Source organism: Micromonospora okii (assembly GCF_020884795.1).
GTDB classification, from domain to species: domain Bacteria; phylum Actinomycetota; class Actinomycetes; order Mycobacteriales; family Micromonosporaceae; genus Micromonospora; species Micromonospora okii.
Genome location: NZ_BBZF01000014.1, coordinates 220,636 through 238,062, shown reverse-complemented (window position 1 = coordinate 238,062; position 17,427 = coordinate 220,636). Strand labels below are relative to the sequence as shown.

18 protein-coding genes are annotated in these 17,427 nt (G+C 75.6%); 10 read left to right on the top strand and 8 right to left on the bottom strand.

What is annotated here, in order from left to right:
* Position 1: 1 nt before the first annotated feature.
* Complete coding sequence (locus LPU43_RS07670) at positions 2–790, bottom strand: ABC transporter permease (RefSeq protein ID WP_229399554.1); 789 nt, start codon at positions 788–790, stop codon at positions 2–4.
* Entirely contained in the window at positions 787–1,686 is a 900-nt protein-coding gene (locus LPU43_RS07665) for an ABC transporter ATP-binding protein (RefSeq protein WP_229399553.1), read from the bottom strand. Before LPU43_RS07665 ends, LPU43_RS07670 begins: the two co-directional genes overlap by 4 nt.
* A 178-nt stretch (positions 1,687–1,864) precedes the next feature.
* Here LPU43_RS07665 and LPU43_RS07660 point away from each other — a divergent pair, with 178 nt between their 5' ends.
* Together LPU43_RS07660 and LPU43_RS07655 are read left to right on the top strand one after the other, a co-directional pair.
* Positions 1,865–3,118 (top strand): sensor histidine kinase, encoded by a 1,254-nt coding sequence (locus LPU43_RS07660; RefSeq protein ID WP_229399552.1) that lies wholly within the window; start codon positions 1,865–1,867, stop codon positions 3,116–3,118.
* Positions 3,097–3,879 carry a response regulator transcription factor gene (locus tag LPU43_RS07655; RefSeq protein ID WP_373321675.1) on the top strand — a complete coding sequence of 261 codons (783 nt, stop codon included), beginning with the start codon at positions 3,097–3,099 and terminating at the stop codon, positions 3,877–3,879. Before LPU43_RS07660 ends, LPU43_RS07655 begins: the two co-directional genes overlap by 22 nt.
* 90 nt (positions 3,880–3,969) lie before the next feature.
* Here the strand turns inward: LPU43_RS07655 and LPU43_RS07650 are convergent, their stop codons facing one another.
* Both LPU43_RS07650 and LPU43_RS07645 read right to left on the bottom strand, forming a co-directional pair.
* Positions 3,970–4,752, bottom strand: coding sequence for a D-Ala-D-Ala carboxypeptidase family metallohydrolase (locus tag LPU43_RS07650; protein WP_229399550.1), 783 nt, complete (start codon positions 4,750–4,752; stop codon positions 3,970–3,972).
* 320 nt (positions 4,753–5,072) lie between these two features.
* Complete coding sequence (locus tag LPU43_RS07645) at positions 5,073–5,714, bottom strand: NAD(P)-dependent oxidoreductase (protein WP_229399549.1); 642 nt, start codon at positions 5,712–5,714, stop codon at positions 5,073–5,075.
* A gap of 303 nt (positions 5,715–6,017) precedes the next feature.
* On the opposite strand from LPU43_RS07645, the gene LPU43_RS07640 reads away from it, so the two are divergent.
* Together LPU43_RS07640 and LPU43_RS07635 are read left to right on the top strand one after the other, a co-directional pair.
* The gene (locus LPU43_RS07640; protein WP_229399548.1) at positions 6,018–6,611 is read left to right on the top strand and encodes a pentapeptide repeat-containing protein; all 594 of its coding nucleotides are present in this window, start codon (positions 6,018–6,020) and stop codon (positions 6,609–6,611) included.
* A gap of 123 nt (positions 6,612–6,734) precedes the next feature.
* Entirely contained in the window at positions 6,735–7,067 is a 333-nt protein-coding gene (locus LPU43_RS07635; RefSeq protein WP_229399547.1) for a hypothetical protein, read from the top strand.
* A gap of 196 nt (positions 7,068–7,263) precedes the next feature.
* Here the strand turns inward: LPU43_RS07635 and dacB are convergent, their stop codons facing one another.
* Positions 7,264–8,847 (bottom strand): D-alanyl-D-alanine carboxypeptidase/D-alanyl-D-alanine endopeptidase, encoded by a 1,584-nt coding sequence (gene dacB / locus LPU43_RS07630; protein ID WP_229399546.1) that lies wholly within the window; start codon positions 8,845–8,847, stop codon positions 7,264–7,266.
* Between the two features lie 268 nt (positions 8,848–9,115).
* On the opposite strand from dacB, the gene LPU43_RS07625 reads away from it, so the two are divergent.
* Positions 9,116–9,397 carry an adhesin gene (locus LPU43_RS07625; RefSeq protein ID WP_229399545.1) on the top strand — a complete coding sequence of 94 codons (282 nt, stop codon included), beginning with the start codon at positions 9,116–9,118 and terminating at the stop codon, positions 9,395–9,397.
* 72 nt (positions 9,398–9,469) lie between these two features.
* Here the strand turns inward: LPU43_RS07625 and LPU43_RS07620 are convergent, their stop codons facing one another.
* A complete protein-coding gene (locus LPU43_RS07620) occupies positions 9,470–10,633 on the bottom strand; it encodes a beta family protein (protein WP_229399544.1) in 1,164 nt (387 codons plus the stop codon).
* A gap of 88 nt (positions 10,634–10,721) precedes the next feature.
* Between LPU43_RS07620 and LPU43_RS07615 the strand changes: the two genes are divergently transcribed.
* The 4 genes from LPU43_RS07615 to LPU43_RS07600 all read left to right on the top strand — a co-directional run bounded on the left by LPU43_RS07615 (position 10,722) and on the right by LPU43_RS07600 (position 14,686).
* Positions 10,722–11,648 carry a sulfotransferase domain-containing protein gene (locus LPU43_RS07615; protein ID WP_229399543.1) on the top strand — a complete coding sequence of 309 codons (927 nt, stop codon included), beginning with the start codon at positions 10,722–10,724 and terminating at the stop codon, positions 11,646–11,648.
* 69 nt (positions 11,649–11,717) lie between these two features.
* Entirely contained in the window at positions 11,718–12,119 is a 402-nt protein-coding gene (locus tag LPU43_RS07610; protein WP_229399542.1) for a hypothetical protein, read from the top strand.
* Between the two features lie 311 nt (positions 12,120–12,430).
* Positions 12,431–12,823, top strand: a complete 393-nt coding sequence (locus LPU43_RS07605) for a cupin domain-containing protein (RefSeq protein ID WP_229399541.1) — start codon at positions 12,431–12,433, stop codon at positions 12,821–12,823.
* Between the two features lie 78 nt (positions 12,824–12,901).
* Entirely contained in the window at positions 12,902–14,686 is a 1,785-nt protein-coding gene (locus tag LPU43_RS07600; RefSeq protein ID WP_229399540.1) for a glycoside hydrolase family 15 protein, read from the top strand.
* Between the two features lie 75 nt (positions 14,687–14,761).
* On the opposite strand, the gene LPU43_RS07595 is transcribed toward LPU43_RS07600, so the two are convergent.
* Together LPU43_RS07595 and LPU43_RS07590 are read right to left on the bottom strand one after the other, a co-directional pair.
* The gene (locus tag LPU43_RS07595; protein WP_229399539.1) at positions 14,762–15,952 is read right to left on the bottom strand and encodes a threonine synthase; all 1,191 of its coding nucleotides are present in this window, start codon (positions 15,950–15,952) and stop codon (positions 14,762–14,764) included.
* A 15-nt stretch (positions 15,953–15,967) separates the two neighbouring features.
* Positions 15,968–17,056, bottom strand: coding sequence for a DNA polymerase ligase N-terminal domain-containing protein (locus LPU43_RS07590; RefSeq protein ID WP_229399538.1), 1,089 nt, complete (start codon positions 17,054–17,056; stop codon positions 15,968–15,970).
* A 78-nt stretch (positions 17,057–17,134) separates the two neighbouring features.
* Between LPU43_RS07590 and LPU43_RS07585 the strand changes: the two genes are divergently transcribed.
* The coding region (locus LPU43_RS07585; RefSeq protein WP_229399537.1) for an aldo/keto reductase at positions 17,135–17,427 on the top strand (293 nt) is incomplete at its 3' end.

Sequence of the window (17,427 nt, the reverse complement as noted above, 5' to 3'; positions counted from 1 at the left end):
GTCAGGACACCTCGCGCCGCAGCGTGCGGACCAGCCCGGCGACCAGCGGCAGCGCCACCCAGACCAGCACGGACACCGCCAGGCGCCCCCACTGGTCGGCGGTCATGGTCGGGCCGAGGAGCGGCTCCATCGTCACGCTGGTGTCCAGCCAGCGGGCCGGCTCGCGCAGCGCCGCGACCATGCCGGAGAGCATGGCCCACACCGTCGGCAGGACCAGGTAGGTGACCACGGCCAGCGGGGTGTTCACCAGCAGCAGGCCGAAGGCCGCGCCCATCAGCACGTTCAGCACCTGGAAGGCCACCGCGTACGGCAGCCGGGCCGCCTCGAACGTCCAGGTGCCCGCCCCGCCCGTGGCACCCGCCACCAGCGTGCCGAGCGCGGCGATGGCGAGGCTGACCAGCACCGACGCCAGCGCGGCCAGCACCACCGCGGCGAGCTTCGCGACGATCACCCGCTCCCGCCGGGGCACCAGCGTGTACGTGGTCAGCGCGGTGCGCTGGGACCACTCCGAGGTGATCGACAGGATGCCCAGCACCGGCAGGAGCAGCCCGGTGGGGATCAGCTGCGGGCCGAAGAACTCGGTGAACGTCTGCCGCTCGTCGGCCAGCACCGAGAGCTGCACCACGACCATCACGGCCGAGGCCAGGGCGAGGGTGGCCAGCAGCCACCGGCCGGCCCGGGTGTCGGCGAGCTTGCGCAGCTCGACGGCGGTCAACCGGAGCAGCGACGGCCCGCGTACCTCCGCGCGGTGCGGCGGGGCGACGGTGGGGGCGATGGTGGTCGCGGTCATGCCGTGGTCTCCTTCGTGGTCGTGCCGCCGGTGAGGCTGAGGAAGAGCTGCTCCAGGCCGCCGCCACCGGCGGGGCGCAGCTCGGTGAGGGCGACCCCGGCGACCGCCGCGGCCTGCCCGACCGGGTCGGGGTCGGCGCGGACCAGCAGGCCCCCGCCGGGTTGGGGCGACGCCTCCAGGCCGGCGGCGGCCAGCGCCCGCCCGAGGGCCGCGCCGTCGCGGGCCCGGACCAGGGTGCCGGCGCCGGCCAGCAGCTCGTCGGTGCCGCCCTGGGCGACGATCCGGCCGCCGCCGATCACCACCAGCCGGTCGGCCACCGCCTCCACCTCGCGCAGCAGGTGGGAGGAGAGCAGCACGCTGCCGCCCCGGTCGGCGAAGTCGCGCAGCAGGCCGCGCATCCAGAAGATGCCCTCCGGGTCCAGGCCGTTGGCCGGCTCGTCCAGCACGAGCACCCGGGGGTCGCCCAGCAGCGCGTGCGCCAGGCCGAGCCGCTGCCGCATCCCCAGGGAGTACGCGCCCACGCGCCGCCGGGCGGCGGCCTCGCCCAGCCCGACCAGGTCGAGCTTCACGTCGACCTCCCGCCGGGGGACCCCCATCGTCGCGGCGGCGAGCGCCAGCACCTCCCGGCCGCTCCGGCCGGCGTGCTGCGCCGAGGCGTCCAACAGCACGCCGATCTCGCGGCCCGGGTTGGGCAGCCGGCGGTACGGCACCCCGGCGACGGTGGCGGTGCCCGACGTCGGCGAGGCCAGCCCGCAGATCATCCGCATCGTGGTGGACTTGCCGGCGCCGTTCGGGCCGAGGAAACCGGTGACGCTGCCGGGGGCGCAGGTGAAGGTGACGTCGTCGACGGCCGCGCGTCCGCCGTACCGCTTGGTCAGGTGCTCGACTTGAATCATGGGGCCGAGCCTGCCCGCGCCACCCGGCCCGGCGCTGCGGCCGGCAGTCGAGCACCGCCTCGACCTGTGGTCAGGTCTCGCGTCGACGTGTGGTCAGACCGGGCGTCGACCTGTGGCCAGGTCGGGCGTCGACTTTGGTAGCTGTCGGCGGGGCGGCGCTCCTTCCTAGTATGGGCCGATGACGAGCGCCGTCGTGCCGGACCATCCCTGGCTGCTGCCGGGCGCCCTGACCGACGCGGCGGGGCGGCAACGGCGCACCACCCGCGACTGGCTGGTGGACTCCCACATCTTCCTGCTCGCCCTCGGCTGGGTCTTCCTCGCCGCCTGGGACGCGAGCCAGCCCAAACCGGAGTTCGCCGGGCGGCTGCCGTACGAGTGGATGCAGGACCTCGACAACGTGCTGGGGCTGCTGGCCGCCGGCGCGCTCTGGCTGCGCCGCCGCTGGCCCGTCGCGCTCGCGCTGGCCATCCTGCCGCTCGGGCTGTTCTCGGTGACCGGCAGCTTCGCCCTGCTGGTCGTCCTGTTCACGGTCGTGGTGCACCGGCCACTCCCGCAGGCCGCGATGTTGCTCGGCGCGAACGTGCTGACCCTCTTCAGCTACGCGGCGCTGCGCCCCGACCCCTCCCTGGGCTACTGGGGCGAGATGATCTTCGGGGTGATCTTCGTCGGCTCGGTGCTGGCCTGGGGGATGTTCGTCCGCGCCCGGCGGCAGCTCGTCCTGTCCCTGCGGGAGCGGGCCGACCGGGCCGAGGCGGAGCAGCAGCTCCGGGTGGCGCAGGCCCGGCAGCTCGAACGCACCCGGATCGCCCGGGAGATGCACGACGTGCTGGCGCACCGGGTCTCCCTGCTCAGCCTGCACGCCGGCGCGCTGGAGTTCCGCCCCGACGCGCCGCCCGCCGAGGTGGCCCGCGCGGCCGGCGTGATCCGCGAGAGCGCCCACGCGGTCCTCCAGGACCTCCGCGAGGTGATCTGGGTGCTCCGCGCCGACGACTCCACCTCGTCCACGCCGCCCGACAGCGCGGTGGAGCGCCCGCAGCCGACCCTGGCCGACCTTCCCGCGCTGGTCAACGAGTCCCGGGCCGCCGGAACGCGGATCGAGGTCGTCGACGACGTCGAGGACGGCGCAGCCGCGCCGAGGGCGCTGGGGCGCACGGCGTACCGGATCGTGCAGGAGTGTCTGACCAACGCCCGCAAGCACGCGGTGGGGAGCACCGTCAGGGTCCGGCTCTCCGGGTCGGCGGGGACGGGGCTGACCGTCGACGTCCGCAACCGCTGGCCGGTGGGGAGCGCGGCGCCGGCCGCCATCCCGGGCGCGGGGACCGGCCTGGTCGGCATCGCCGAGCGGGTCAGCCTGGCCGGCGGGCGACTGGAGCACGGGCGGGACGCCGCAGGCGACTTCCGGGTCACCGCCTGGCTGCCGTGGCCGGCATGACCGGGGAGGGACGGGAGCCCGTGGCATCCGGCCCGGGGGGCGCGGGTGGTTCGTCCGGTTCGGGGGCGGGCGGCGGCCCCGGGCGGCCGGTGCGGGTGCTCATCGTGGACGACGACGCCCTCGTCCGGGCCGGCCTGTCGATGATCCTCGGCGGCGCGCCGGAGCTGCTGGTCGTCGGCGAGGCCGCCGACGGCGACCAGGTGCCCGCCGCCGTGGCCGCCCGCGAACCCGACGTGGTGCTGATGGACATCCGGATGCCCCGGGTCGACGGCCTGACCGCCACCGAGGCGCTGCGGGCCCAGCCCCGGCCCCCCGAGGTGCTGGTCCTGACCACCTTCGACGCCGACGACCAGGTGTTGCGGGCGCTGCGCGCCGGGGCGGCCGGCTTCCTGCTCAAGGACACCCCGCCCGCCGAGATCGTGCGGGCCGTGTGCCGGGTGGCCGCCGGGGAGGCGACCCTCTCGCCGACGGTCACCCGGCAGCTGATCCGGCACGTCACCGCCGCCGACCCGGCCGGTGGCCACCGGGGCGGCGTCGACCCGCGCCGGGAGCGGGCGCTGCGCCTGATGGCCGGGCTCAGCGAGCGGGAACGGGAGGTCGCGCTCGCGCTGGGCGCGGGCCGGACCAACGCCGAGATCTCCGCGGAGCTCTTCATGAGCGTGGCCACCGTGAAGGCGTACGTGTCCCGCCTGCTGACCAAGCTCGACCTGAACAACCGCGTCCAGGTCGCCCTCCTGGTCCACGACGCCGGCCTCGTCTGACGGGCTCGGGCCGGCCCCTCACACCATGCCGGCGACATGGCGGTATCCGAGTGCCGTGGACACCGCCATGTCGGCGACACGGGCTGATCGTCAGCCGGCGCCGATCCCGCAGTCCGACGCCGACCAGGAGGTCGTGTTCGGGATGCCGTCGTCGTCGTTCTCGCGGCGGGAGTCGACGTGGACGTGGTCGTCGTGGTCGGGGTAGCCGGGGCCGTAGATGCCGCTGAAGCCGTGGTCCCGGGCGGCGCGGGCGACGTCGCACAGCGACGATTCGAGGGACCCCAGGTCGGCGGCCGTGCCGTAGCGGTGTTGGCTGTTCGACGCGCCCCCGACCTGCCGGTTGCAGGTGGTGCTGCGGTAGCCGCTGGTCACCGGCAGCGGCTTGTCGCCCAGGTCGCGCCGCAGCGCCTCCAGCTTCCACATGGTGTGCAGCGCGTTCTCCTTGGTCGTCGCGGACGGCAGCGGCCCGCCGCTCCAGCCGCCGCGCCCGCACCCGTCGTCCAGTTCCGGGTAGCTGAAGTGCCGGGGCGTGCAGTCGTCGTCCTGGAGCGCGTAGAGCTTGGCGTACGTCTGCGACCCGGCGATCCCGTCGGCCCGCAGCCCGTACGCGGACTGGAAGCGCTTGACCGCGGCGGCGGTCTTCGGGCCGTAGCGGCCGTCGGTCTCCACGATGTCCCGGCGGCCGGCCCACCCGGCGACCCGGATCTGGAGCTGGCGCACGTCGTTGCCGGAGAGCCCCCGGTAGAGGTCGCGGTTCCAGGTGTAGCAGCCGTCCGCGTGGGCCGCCGGGGCGGCGACCGCCACGGCGATCGCCGCGCCCGGGAACGCCAGGGCGAACGCGACGACGGCCCGTTTCACGATCTGAGCACGCACAGATTCCTCCCGAAAGGAGAGTCGGTGGGGTAGCTCGGGGCGTCGGACCGGGACGTCCCGTCCGTTCCACCGTCGCATCGCGGCGGCCTCCCGGCGGCGAAAAAGAGAATTGTCCTCGCGATTGCTCGTTCCTGAACGGATGCGGGGAGAAGGCCGGCCCCGGCCGGGTGCCCGTTCGCCCCCGAAGATGTCGTGGCAGGGCGATTCCGGTACGGAGGACGCGGCGACCCCAGCCGTGCCGCGACCGGTCAGCGAGGGTGACTGCGGGCGGGGCGCCGGCCGGCGGTGACGTCACCGGGGGCTCGGAAGCGCGTGCGCGCTCAGTACCCGACAGTGAAGCGCATGTTCTCGAAGCGCGGGTTTTCGATTTCGTCCACGACGGCGACGGCCAGGTCCTCGTAGCTCAGCGCCGCCCGGCCCCGCTCGTCGGTGACCGGCTCGTCGGTGCCCGTGCGGTAGCGGCCGGTGCGCTCGCCGGGCCGGAACTCCAGCGGCGGCGGGGAGACGTACGTCCAGGTCACCCCCGCCGTGGCCGAGCGGTACCAGGCCAGCGCGTCGGCCTGCCCCAGCGCGGAGTCCCGGTACTCCTCGGGGAAGTCCGGCTCCTCCAGGAACGGGGTGCCCCTGGGCGTGAGCAGCGTCGACCCGCCGCCGACGTGGATCACCCGGGGCGGGGCCGGCAGGTCCCGCAGCACCGTGATCAGGTTCTCCGCCGCGTCCCGCCACAGCGCCCGCTCGCCCCCGCCGATCGCCACCACCATCGCGTCCGTGCCCGGGGCCAGCTCCCGTGCGCTCCGCGCCGAGGTGGCGTCCCCGGTGACCACGCGCACCGCGGCCGGCAGGTAGCCGACCGCCTCGGGCCGGCGCACCGCCGCCGTCACCCGGTGGCCCCGGTTCACCGCCTCGACGGTGATCCGCGAGCCCGCCGTGCCCCCGGCACCGAACACCACGATGTCGCTCATGGCCCCACCGCCTCCCGCGCCGCACCCGTTGCGCGGCCGTCCCCGGGCCGTCGCCCCGTCCCCAGGCTAGGGAGCCGACGGCCCCCGGCGGCGCGGTTCCCGCGATCCCGGCGGAGGCGGCTGCTTGGTCGGCGGCGCGGTTCCCCGATCCCGCCGGGGGCGGTTCGGTCGATCGGTGGCGCGGCACCCGCGATCCCGGCCGGGGCGGGGGTCGATCGGTGGCGCGGCTCCCGAGAAGCAGCCGGGCCCACGGTCGTCGCACGGGGCGCGGAGGGTGCCGGCCCGGCCCACTAGGCTGGCGAAATGCCGGAGCTGACCGAGGACGCGACCTACCGCCACGACGACTGGTACGGCGAGGACCTCGCGGACCGGCGCTTCACGCGCTGCGAGTTCTTCGACGTCGACCTCACCGAGGCGGTCAGCCGGGGCGCGGTCTTCACCGAGTGCGTCTTCGGCAACGTGGCGTTCAACGCCTCCCGCCACGTCGACTCGGCCTTCACCCGCTGCTCCTTCACGCGGTGCAACCTCTTCGAGGCCGAGTTCACCGGGTGCAAGCTGGTCGGCAGCTCCTTCGCCGAGTGCGACCTGCGCCCGCTGCGGATCACCGGCGGCGACTGGTCGTTCGTGGCCCTGCCCCGGGCCGACCTGCGCGGGGTGCGCGTCACCGACGCCCGGATGCGCGAGGCCGACCTGACCGGGGCGAACCTCACCGACGCCACGGTCACCGGCGTGGACCTCTCGGGCGCCCAGTTCCACGGCGCCCGCCTGTCCCGCGCCGACCTGCGCGGCAGCGACCTGTCGGCGCTCGACCCGAGCGCGGTGGAGCGCGACGGCGCGCTGATCGACGCCGAGCAGGCGGTGATGCTGGCGCGGGCGCTGGGCTTCCGGATCGGCTGATCCGCCGCTCGGCCGAGGCCGCCGGGCATGCCCGCCCCGGGACAGTTTGTCCGTCGCGCCGCTTTGCGGCGGTCGTAGGTTCTGCGCTGTCCCGGTCCGTCATCCTCTGTGGAGGCTTCACCGATGAGCAGCGTCACCACCCGCACCGTCCGTCCCGCCGCCCCGCACGGGAGCGGCCAGGAGCCCGGGGAGGGGCTGCGGGACATCCCGCTGCCGCCGTACGTCACGGGGGAGGACGCCCAGTTCGCGGTGCGGGCGGTGGTGGTGCACGCGCCCCGGCGCTGGTCCGGCGGGACGGTCTGCCGCAACGATGCCAGCCCGCACCCGTGCCGGCTGCACCGGTGGGGCCGGCGGGTGCTGGCGCTGCGTGGCCTGCGCGCCGCCGAGATCGACGCGCTGATCGAGCGGGGCGACCCGACGGCCGTCGTGCGCCCCCCGGACCGCCCCGGCGCCTGACGGCCGGGGCGTCGTCCTCGGCCGGATCGTCCGGCTCCTGCCGACCTGCGGCGACACCTGCCGCGACCAGCGGCGGAACCGCCGCCACCAGCGGCGACGCGGCGGGCCCGCCCCCCGTCCCGGCGGGCCCGCCGCGTCGCCCCCCGGGCCCCGGGCCCCTTCCCTCGCACCCGGAAGGGGCCCGGCCCGGGCCCGGTCAGCAGGTGGCCGGCTTCACCCAGGAGCACTCCAGGCCGGCGGGGGTGCGCGGGGCCTCGGGCGCCGTCGGCGGCGCGAGCCGCGCCCCGCCCGCGCCCTTCTCGCTGTACGACGCCAGCGCGATCGCGATCTGGTCCTCCAGCCCCTTCACGGAGGCGGCGAGGTAGTTGTTGAGCACGACGGAGAACGCCAGCAGGCGGCCGTCCGCGTCGGTGACGTAGCCGGAGAGGCTCGACGCGCCGGTCAGGCTGCCCGTCTTGGCGTGCACGTTGTTCGCGGCCGGGGTGCCCCGCATCCGGCTGCGCAGCGTGCCGCCCACCGCCCGGTCGGGGTTGCCGGCCACGGGCAGCGCGGCGTACCAGGTGTCGAACCAGGGCTCTGCGCGCACCGCGCCGAGCAGGGCGGCGAACTGGGCCGGCGGGATCATGGTGAGCCGGGACAGCCCCGACCCGTCGCGCTGGCGCAGCGTGCCGGTGTCCATCCCGGTGTCGGCGACGTACTCGCTGATCGCGGCCAGCCCGGCGGGCCAGGTGCCGGAGCCGGAGAGGACCCGGCCGATCTCCTTGGTCAGCACCTCGGCGTGGCCGTTGTTGGAGAGCTTGAGGAACGGCACCATCAGCTCGGCCAGGGGCATCGAGTCGTGCCGGGCGACGGGCGCGGCGTCGGCCGGGGTGGCCCGCCCGAGCACGGTGCGGCCGAGCACCCGCACGCCGTGCCGGCGCAGGGCCGCCCGGAAGACGTCGGCGGCGTACCTGGTCGGCTCCCAGACCGTCACCCACTCGCTGGCCGGCTGCGCGCCGACGGCGATCCGGCCGGTGACCACGATCGTGTTGCCGCCGTGCGCGCGCTCGAACGACAGGCTGGTCTCCCCGGTGGCGACGGTCTCGGCGCGGTTGTCGACCCGCAGGTAGCCGTTCGGCGGGGTCATGGTGACCGCCGGCCGGCCGCCGGCCGCGCCGGCCGGGGCGGCGCGCACGACGACGGTGCCCGCGTCGTAGTCGGTGTCCGGGGCGACGGTCAGCGCGGAGACCTGCGCCGCGTAGTAGTAGGGCTCGTCGTCCCACGCCCAGTCCGTGCCCAGCCGGGCGTCGTCGTAGCGGGTGTCGTCGGCGACGAGGTTCCCGGTCACCACCCGCACGCCGGCCGCCGCGACCTGGGCGGCCAGCCTGTCGTAGTCGGCGGCAAGCATGGTGGGGTCGCCGCCCCCGCGCAGGTAGAGGTCCCCGGAGAGCAGCCCGGCACCGCGCCGCCCGTCGGCGGCCACGGTGGTGCCGAACCGGTGGCCGGGGCCGAGCAGGGCCAGCGCCGCCGCCGAGGTGAGCAGCTTGGTGTTGGAGGCGGGGACCAGCCGCCGGTCGCCGTTGCGGTCGTAGAGGGTCTTCCCGGTGGCGGTGTCCACCACGACCACGCCCGCCTGGGCGCCGTCGAGCCGGGGGTCGGCCAGGACCGCGTCGATGGTCGCGGTGAGCCGCGTCAGCGCGGGGGTGGGGGCCTCGGCGGTGGCGGTGGGCGCGCCGGTCGTCGCCGCGATGGCGACCAGCACGGCCAGCGCGAGCGCCCGGGGAAAGAGGCGACAATGCATGTCCCGATGCTGTCATGGAGGTTTCTGCCACAGCACCCCGTCGACCGAAGGTTTTTGTCAAACGCGGGGTCGGTAGGGGTTTTCGTTAGACGCGGCTCTATTTGACGGATGCCCCCGAAGGGGGCAACGTAGGCAGGGAGGGGCGGGTGACCTGCCCTGTTTCGCGCGGTGACGACCTGATTCGTCACCCGCCGTTCCCCGTGTGCTCGTACGCGGGCTGTGACCGGCCTGCGCCGACCGCGATCCGAGAATCCACGAGGAGTGCGCCATGCTGACCATGACCGACAACGCCGTGCTCGTGATCCGTGACCTGGCCAACCAGGAGGACGTCGCCGCCGACGGCGGGGTGCGCATCGCCGCCGACGCCGACGCCGGCTCGCTCACCATCGAGCTGGTGCCCGAGCCCGTCGAGGGCGACCAGGTGGTGGACAACCAGGGGGCGCGGATCTTCCTCGACTCCGACGCGGCGGAACTGCTCACCGACACCTCGGTCGACGCCACCGTCGACGACGAGGGCATCGTGCAGTTCGGCTTCACCGAGAAGCAGTAGCGCGGCGGCTCGACCGGGCCACCCGGCTGTTCCGGGGCTCGACCGGGACACCCGGCCACCCGGCCACCCGGCTCAACCGGGCCACCCGGCCTGGCCGCCCCGGCGCGGCCGGGTGACCCGGTCCCGCTCCGCCCGGCGCTTCCCGTCCTGCCGGGGCGCGGCCCGACCCTGCGCGCCCGGCCAGCCGCCGGCCCGCCGGCCGCCGTCCGGCGGGGGAACGGCCGGCCCCGACTCGTCCGCCCGGCGCAGCTCCCGCAGCACGTGCGCCAGGTGGTGCGACGTGCTCCAGGCCGCCCAGTTCGCCGTCGACCCGGCGCCGGCCGTGCCCCGGGCGCGGCGCAGGATCTCGTGGTCGCCCCAGGAGAAGCCCGCCCCGTCCGCCGGCCAGTGCGGGGCCGAGACCACCGTCCGGCACAGGTCGGCCACCCGCTCGTCGCCCCGGCCGCCCCGTCGGGACCAGCGGTAGACCCACCACGCCCCGTCGGTCGCGTAGCGGACGGTGGGCAGCCGGTCCCCGGCCGCCTCCGCGCCGGGCACTGCGCAGCCGACCCCGTAGTCGCCGTACCCCACGCCCAGGTCGGCCAGCCGCCGCCAGAGCAGCCAGTCCCAGCGGTCGAGGCGGACCGGCTCGTCGGTGGGGAGCCGGGACAGCGTTGGCGGCAGCCCGCCCGCCGCCACGGTCACCGCCCGCCAGGCGTGCCGCCGCGCCCAGTCGACCAGCCACCGGACCCGGGGCTCCGCCAGCCGGACGTCCGCCGCGCACCAGACGTCCCCGGCGTCGACGAGGAGCTCGCACTGCTCCGGGACCAGCCGGGCGAGCCGCCAGATCCGCTCCACGGCGGCCGTGGTCGCGTCGGGGCCGGACCGGTCGTGGCCGGCCCGCAGCCGCACCACCAGCCGCCCGGCGTACGCGCGGGCCGCCCGGCCGTGCGCCGCCAGCCGCGCGTCGCTCTCCGCGAGACCGGCCACGGGCACCAGCGGTACGCCCCAGCGGATCAGCTCCGCGTCCGCGGTGTCGGGCAGCGCGCTCACGTCGACCGCCGGCAGCAGCCCGGCGGGGAGCCGGGCGAGGGCGTCGACGAGCGGAGAGTCCACGGTGGACACGTCGAGCACCGGGGCAAGCAGGGCGGCGGCGGCGCTGTCGAGGTGGCGTAGCGCCTCCAGTTCGCCCCGACGGCAGGCGAGGACGGGGTGGTAGACCGGTTCCGCCGCCCGGCCCCCGTGGGCGGGCACCATACCTCAATGTAGCGACCCGCCCGCGCCCGTCCCAGGGAAACCGGAAATTGTCGCGCGTACGGCTGGGGTGCGCTCGTACGATCCCCGGATGCCTGACGCCCCCTTCCGCTACCGCTCGGAGGACGAGGACAGCGCGCGCTGGCTCGGCTTCCCGTTCCGCGACGGCGACATCGTGATCAGCACCCGCTCCAAGAGCGGGACCACCTGGATGCAGATGATCTGCGCCCTGCTGGTGTTCGGCACGCCCGAGCTGCCGGCCCCACTGCCGGAGCTGTCGCCCTGGCTGGACTGGCTGGTGGAGCCCCGCGACGCGGTGTACGCCCGGCTCGCCGCCCAGCGGCACCGCCGCTTCGTCAAGACCCACACCCCGCTCGACGGCGTTCCCCTGGACGACCGGGCGCACTACGTGGTGGTGGCCCGGCACCCGCTGGACATGGCGGTCTCCCTCTGGCACCAGGGCGGCAACCTCGACCGGGCGCGGCTGGCCGAGCTGACCGGCCAGCCGCCGCCGCAGGGGCAGCCCGGCCCGCGTACCCCACTGGTGGAGGCGCTGCGGCACTGGGTGGACCAGGAGGTCGACCCGCGTGAGGAGCTGGACTCGCTGCCGGGGGTGCTGTGGCACCTGGGCGACGCGTGGGCCCGCCGGGACCGGCCCAACGTGACGCTGGTGCACTACGACGACCTGGTCGCGGACCTGGCCGGGGGGATGCGCGCCCTGGCCGGGCGGCTCGGCGTCGAGGTGCCCGAGCCGCGCTGGCCGGAGCTGGTCGAGGCCGCCACGTTCGACCGGATGCGGCAGCGGGCCGACCGCCTGGCCCCGGACCCGGCGGGCGTGTCTCGCCTGGCTGCACCGCGATCGCTGAGCCGCTCGGCATATGCGCAGCTCAGGGGCGTGATCGAATCGGTCGGAGTCCTTGATTGGACAGCGCCGACCCCTGGTGTCGACCGGCCTCGGCGGATTAGCGTCGGACTCGTAAAAGGTATTGATCAGATTCAACCGACAATGGTCGCCTGATCGACCTTTTTCATCACATCCCTCTATTTGGCCTGCCCGGTGCGCGGGCCGGCCCGAAGGAGCGTCAGCATGTCCGAGTCCAAGCAGGCCGCCGCCGACCAGCCCGTCGCCAGCGCCGCCGTCCGCGCCGAGGCCAGCGCGCTGCTGGTCCCCGCCACACTGTCCGGGATGCCCCCGACAGCCCAACTCCTCTTCGCGGTGGTCGACGCCGGTGGTGCGCTGGTGCGCGGCTTCGGCGCCGTCTCGGCCACCCGCCTCGGCGTCGGCGTCTACCAGGTCGTGTTCAACCACGACCTGACCCAGTCGGCGTTCGTCGGGACCATCGGCCTGCCCGGCAGCGTCGGCGCCTCGCCCAGCGGGGAGATCGCGGTCGTCGGCCGCGCCGGGGTGCCCAACGGGATCTTCGTGCAGACGTTCACCTCGGCGGGGGCCCCGGCCGACCGGGGGTTCCACATCGCCGTCGCGTCCTGACGGGCGCTGGTTCCGGCCCTCGCCGCAGCCGGCGGCGGGGGCCGGGCCTGCGCGGGGAAAACGTGCCCGGAGACGGGCGCACGGCGCCGCCGCGACCCTCGGGGGTCGTAACGTCGCCGCGCTCCGGCCGTCTCCCGCCACCGCAGCCGTACGGCGGTACGCCGACGGGGACCTGGCCCGACCGGCCCAGCGGGCCTGGTCTGCCCATGTCGATGCCCGTCCCGGGCGGGCCCAAACCTCGGATCAGTGGGGATTTCCACCATCTGAGGGTTCCCGGCGTGGCCCGGGGCGGTAGCGGGTATGTGGGGAGCATGGAGCATTTCACGATCGCGACTGTTGCCGAGAAGAGCCCGGACTTCCGGCGGGTGCTGTGGACCGGCGAGCACAGCCAGCTGGTGATCATGACGATCCCGCCGGGTGGCGAGATCGGCGAGGAGGTCCACGAGGGCATCGACCAGATCCTGACCTTCGTCAGCGGCACCGGCGAGGCCCGGGTCGCGGGCGAGAAGAAGGAGGTCGCGCAGGGCGACCTGGTGGTGGTGCCGGCCGGGACGAAGCACAACTTCGTCAACACCGGCCCCAACCCGCTGGTCCTCTACACCGTCTACGGCCCGCCGGAGCACGCCGACCAGGCCGTGCACCGGACCAAGGAGGAGGCCGACGCGGCGGAGGCGGCCGGCGAGGACGAGCCACCCACCTCCTGAGCGCGGCGGCACCACGGGCCCGGCGGGCGCAGCCGGGCCCGGCCGCCTGATCCCGCCCCGAGCGGGTACCCGGGGCGGGTGGACCAGCCGCCGATCTCCGACTACGGGTTCCTCTCCGACTGCCGCTCCGGCGCCCTGGTCGGCCGGGACGGCTCGGTCGACTGGTGGTGCCCGGGCCGGTTCGACGGGGCATCGGTGCTCGGCCGGCTGCTGGACCCGTCGGCGGGGCACTGGCGGCTCGCGCCGGTTGCGCCGTCGCGGGTGGAGCGGGCGTACCTGCCGGACACGCTGGTGCTGCGCACCGTCCACCACACGCCCTCGGGCAGCGTGGCGGTGCTCGACGCCCTCGCCGCCGAGGTCGGGGCGCGCGGTCACGAGCTGGGCCTGAACTCCCCGGCCGTGCTGCTGCGGGTCGTCCAGGGGCTCACCGGCCGCGTGCGGATGGCCCTGGACTTCGCCCCCCGCCCCGAGTACGGCCTGCTCACGCCGTACCTGCACGAGCAGGCCGACGGATCGGTGCTGGCCGGTGCCGGGCCGGTCGCGCTGGTGCTGCACGGCACCGGCGGGGCCCTGCGGGCGGATCGGGAGCGGGTCCGGCAGGAGTTCGAGGTCCCGGCCGGCGGCACCGTCGGCTTCGCCCTCGCGTACGCCGAGACGTACGGCGACCCGCCGGTGCGGCTCGACCCGGTCGCCGCGCTGGCCGACACGACGCGCGCGTGGGAGGCGTTTCGCGAGTCGCACCGCTACGAGGGCCGGTACGCCCCGCAGGTGCGGCACAGCGCGACCGTGCTCACCGGCCTCACCTACGCCCGCAGCGGCGCGGTCGCCGCGGCCCCGACCACCTCGCTGCCGGAGCGGCTCGGCGGCGACCGCAACTACGACTACCGCTTCTCCTGGCTGCGCGACTTCTCGATGACGATGCGCGCCCTCTGGGTGGCGGCCTGCCCGTCCGAGGCCGACCGGCTCTTCGCCTGGGCGGCGCGCTCCATCGGCCGGGTCGGCGCGGACCCGGTGCCCGTGCTGTTCGGGCTGGAGGGCGAGCGGGACATCTCCGAGCACGACTGCTCCCACCTGCGCGGGTACGGCGACAGCCGGCCGGTCCGGGTTGGCAACGACGCGTGGCGGCAGCGCCAGCTCGACGTGCCCGGCGAGGTGATCGACGCGGTCTGGCAGTTCCGCGACTACCTGGGCGACACCCTCGCCGAGGAGCTGCGGGAGATGGTGCTCGGGCTCGCCGAGCAGGTCGCCGCCACGTGGCGGCTGCCGGACCGGGGGATGTGGGAGACCCGGGACGTCGACCGGCACTACCTGTCGTCCAAGGTGCTCTGCTGGGTGGCGCTGGACCGGGCGGTGGAGTTGGCCCCCCGCCTCGGCGAGGGGGCGGACCCGCGGCGCTGGGCGGCGATCCGGGACGAGATCCGCGCGACGGTGCTGCGCGAGGGGTGGAACGACCGGGTGGGCGCGTACACGGGGGCCTTCGGCTCGCCCGAGCTGGACGCCTCGGTGCTCTTCCTGCCGGTGGTGGGTTTCGTGCCGGCGTCCGAACCCCGGATGCGCGCCACCATCGAGGCCGTCGAGCGGGAGCTGGGCACCGGCGACGGGCTGGTGCGGCGCTGGTCCACCGACCCGGCCGGCTTCCTGCTCTGCTCGTTCTGGCTGGTGGAGTGCCTGGCGATGGCCGGGGAGCCGGAGCGGGCCCGGCGGCTGTTCGAGCGCGTCCTCGCCTACGCCAACGACGTGGGGCTCTTCGCCGAGCAGGTGGACCCGCAGACCGGGGTGCAGTGCGGCAACACGCCGCAGGCGCTGTCCCACATCGGGCTGATCAACGCCGCCTGGCGGCTGACCGAATCGGCCTCGGCCTGACACCGGCCTGCAACAGGTCTGCAACCGTGGCGGCCGGCCGGTCCGCCCACGGGCGGGCCGGCCGGCCCGCCCCGGTCAGGCCACCACCGGCACGGCCGAGACGTCCACCGTCTCCGGGTACTTGAGGCCGGCGCCGGTGTTGAGCACCACCACCCGCTCGCCGGCCCGGATCCACCCGCCCTCGCGCAGGTGACGGGCGGCGGTCAGGCAGGCGGCCCCCTCCGGGCAGAGCAGCAGCCCCTCGTCGGCCCCGAAGTCCCGCAGGTCGCCCAGGAGCTCCGCGTCGTCGACCGCGACGGCCGTGCCGGCGCTGGCCCGCAGCGCGTCGAGGATCAACTCGTCGCCGACCGGGGACGGCACGGTGATGCCGTACGCGATGGTGCGCGCGTCCTCCCACGGCCGCGCCCGGTCCTCCCCGGCGGCGAAGGCCCGGACGATCGGCGCGCACCCCGTCGACTGCACGGCGACCAGCCGGGGCAGCGGCTCCTCGATCCAGCCCAGCTCCCGCAGTTCCCGCATCGCCTTGTGGATGCCGATCAGCCCCACCCCGCCCCCGGTCGGGTAGACGATCACGTCGGGCACCTGCCAGCCGAGCTGCTCGACGATCTCGTACCCCATCGTCTTCTTGCCCTCCAGCCGGTACGGCTCGCGCAGCGTGCCCGCGTCGAAGACCGCGCCCCCGGAGGCCGCCACCAGCGCCGCCACGTAGCGGCCGGCGTCGCTGATCAGCCCGTCGACCAGGCGCAGGTCGCCCCCGGCGGCCAGCACCTCGCGCCGGCAGATGGCCGGCGCGTCCAGCGGCATGACGATGGTCGACCCGATCCCCGCGCGGGCCGCGTACGTCGCCCAGGCCGCCCCGGCGTTGCCGTTGGTCGGCATGGCGATCCGCTCCACGCCCAGCTCCCGGGCCCGGCTCACCCCGACCGCCGCGCCCCGCGCCTTGAACGACCCCGTCGGGGTCAGCCCCTCGTCCTTGACGATCAGGTCGGGGATGCCGATCCGGGCGCCGTAGGTGGGCACGCGCAGCAGGGGCGTCCAGCCCTCGCCCAGCGTGGTGACGTGCCGCTGGTCGACCACCGGCAGCAGCTCCCGGTAGCGCCACAGGTCGGCCGGGCGCAGGGTGAAGCGTTCCGGGGTGACCGCGTCGGCCACGGCCGCCAGGTCGTAGCGGGCCAGCAGCGGGGAGCCGCAGCCGCACAGGTTCCGCAGCTCGGTCGCCGGGTACGCCTTCCCGCAGCGCGGGCACTCCAGATGCGTCAGGTACACGATCCTCCTCGCGTCTCAGCTCGCGGTGCCGGGGGCGTCGTCGCCCACGTCGATGGTCAGCCAGCGCCGGCTGCGCCGCCCCGGCTCGTACGCCGAGTCCAGCCGCTTCGCCACCACCCCGGGCAGCCCCTGCTCGGCGGCGGCCCGCAGGGCGTCCGTCCCGGCCCCCGGGAACGACGGCGGCGTCTGCCAGTGGGCCCCGGCCAGCGCCAGGCCGTCGAGCAGCTCCCGGCGTCGCGCGTACGGCACGTCCACGCTCGGCGCGCCCTCCAGCCAGAGCAGGTCGAAGATCAGGTACTGGCCGGCCGGGTCGCGCCGCGCGCCGGTGGTCGGCCGTGCCGGCCGCACCCGGCCGCGCCGGTCGATGTCGACCAGCACGCCGTCGAGCACCGCCTCCGTCGGCGCCAGCTCCTCGGCCAGCCCGCGCAGCCACGGGTACCCGCCGGTGACCTCCTCGTCGGCGTCGGAGAGCAGGCGCAGCCGGCCTCCGGAGACGTACGCCACCGCCCGCACGCCGTCCCAGCGCGGCTCGTACCCCCACCCGGCGGCGTCGGCGGGCAGCCGCGCGGCCCGGGTCGGGCGCATCGGGCGGACCAGCTCGGGCATCCCGACCCAGCCCGGCGGCGCGGGGTCGGTCCGGCGGACCATCCAGTCCCGCCCCTCCGCCCCGCCCGTGGCGAACAGCACGTACCGGCCGGAGGTGCGCCGGCCGTCGAGCACCACGACGACCTCGTCGTCGCGCCACTTCTCGCACTCGTACGTCCCGGCGTCGTGGATGACCATCTTCCCGCCGCCGTACTCGCCGGCGGGGATCTCGCCGTGGAAGTCGAGATACTCCATCGGGTGGTCCTCGGTGTGCACGGCCAGGTGGTTGCGGCCCGGCTCCCGGGGCAGGCCGCGCGGCACCGCCCAGGAGGCCAGCACCCCCTCGTGCTCCAGCCGCAGGTCCCAGTGCAGCCGACGGGCGTGGTGCTGCTGGATCACGAACCGGGCCCGCCGCCCGGCCCCGACGCCCCGGCGACGACGCGGCGGGCGCTCCGGCACCGGCTCGGGGGTCCGCTTCGCGTCCCGCCGGCGGCGGTACTCGTCCAGGCGGTCGGCCATCCCCGCATTCTCCGCCAATCCGCCCCGGTTCGCCCGTTGCCCGGCATGTCGCCGGCCGCCCCGGGTAGAACGGTCGGTATGGATCACGATCAGCCCACCGTCCTGCTCCCCGGCGACGTGCGGATGCCGCTGCTCGGCTTCGGCACCTGGCAGGCCACCGGCCAGGCCGGGTACGACGCCGTGCTGGCCGCCCTCGACTCCGGCTATCGGCACGTCGACACCGCCACCATGTACGGCAACGAGGAGGAGGTGGGCCGGGCCATCCGGGACAGCGGGCTGCGCCGGGAGGACGTCTTCATCACCACCAAGCTGCCGCCCGAGCGGGTGGGCCGGGAGCGGGAGACGATCGAGGCCAGCCTGCGCGCCCTCGG

What these genes read in the sequence shown, in the direction of transcription:
- LPU43_RS07670 (WP_229399554.1), bottom strand. Translation starts at nt 790, where the DNA reads ATGACCGCGACCACCATCGCCCCCACCGTCGCCCCGCCGCACCGCGCG.
- LPU43_RS07665 (WP_229399553.1), bottom strand. Translation starts at nt 1,686, where the DNA reads ATGATTCAAGTCGAGCACCTGACCAAGCGGTACGGCGGACGCGCGGCC.
- LPU43_RS07660 (WP_229399552.1), top strand. Translation starts at nt 1,865, where the DNA reads ATGACGAGCGCCGTCGTGCCGGACCATCCCTGGCTGCTGCCGGGCGCC.
- LPU43_RS07645 (WP_229399549.1), bottom strand. Translation starts at nt 5,714, where the DNA reads ATGAGCGACATCGTGGTGTTCGGTGCCGGGGGCACGGCGGGCTCGCGG.
- LPU43_RS07640 (WP_229399548.1), top strand. Translation starts at nt 6,018, where the DNA reads ATGCCGGAGCTGACCGAGGACGCGACCTACCGCCACGACGACTGGTAC.
- LPU43_RS07635 (WP_229399547.1), top strand. Translation starts at nt 6,735, where the DNA reads ATGAGCAGCGTCACCACCCGCACCGTCCGTCCCGCCGCCCCGCACGGG.
- dacB (WP_229399546.1), bottom strand. Translation starts at nt 8,847, where the DNA reads ATGCATTGTCGCCTCTTTCCCCGGGCGCTCGCGCTGGCCGTGCTGGTC.
- LPU43_RS07625 (WP_229399545.1), top strand. Translation starts at nt 9,116, where the DNA reads ATGCTGACCATGACCGACAACGCCGTGCTCGTGATCCGTGACCTGGCC.
- LPU43_RS07620 (WP_229399544.1), bottom strand. Translation starts at nt 10,633, where the DNA reads ATGGTGCCCGCCCACGGGGGCCGGGCGGCGGAACCGGTCTACCACCCC.
- LPU43_RS07615 (WP_229399543.1), top strand. Translation starts at nt 10,722, where the DNA reads ATGCCTGACGCCCCCTTCCGCTACCGCTCGGAGGACGAGGACAGCGCG.
- LPU43_RS07610 (WP_229399542.1), top strand. Translation starts at nt 11,718, where the DNA reads ATGTCCGAGTCCAAGCAGGCCGCCGCCGACCAGCCCGTCGCCAGCGCC.
- LPU43_RS07605 (WP_229399541.1), top strand. Translation starts at nt 12,431, where the DNA reads ATGGAGCATTTCACGATCGCGACTGTTGCCGAGAAGAGCCCGGACTTC.
- LPU43_RS07590 (WP_229399538.1), bottom strand. Translation starts at nt 17,056, where the DNA reads ATGGCCGACCGCCTGGACGAGTACCGCCGCCGGCGGGACGCGAAGCGG.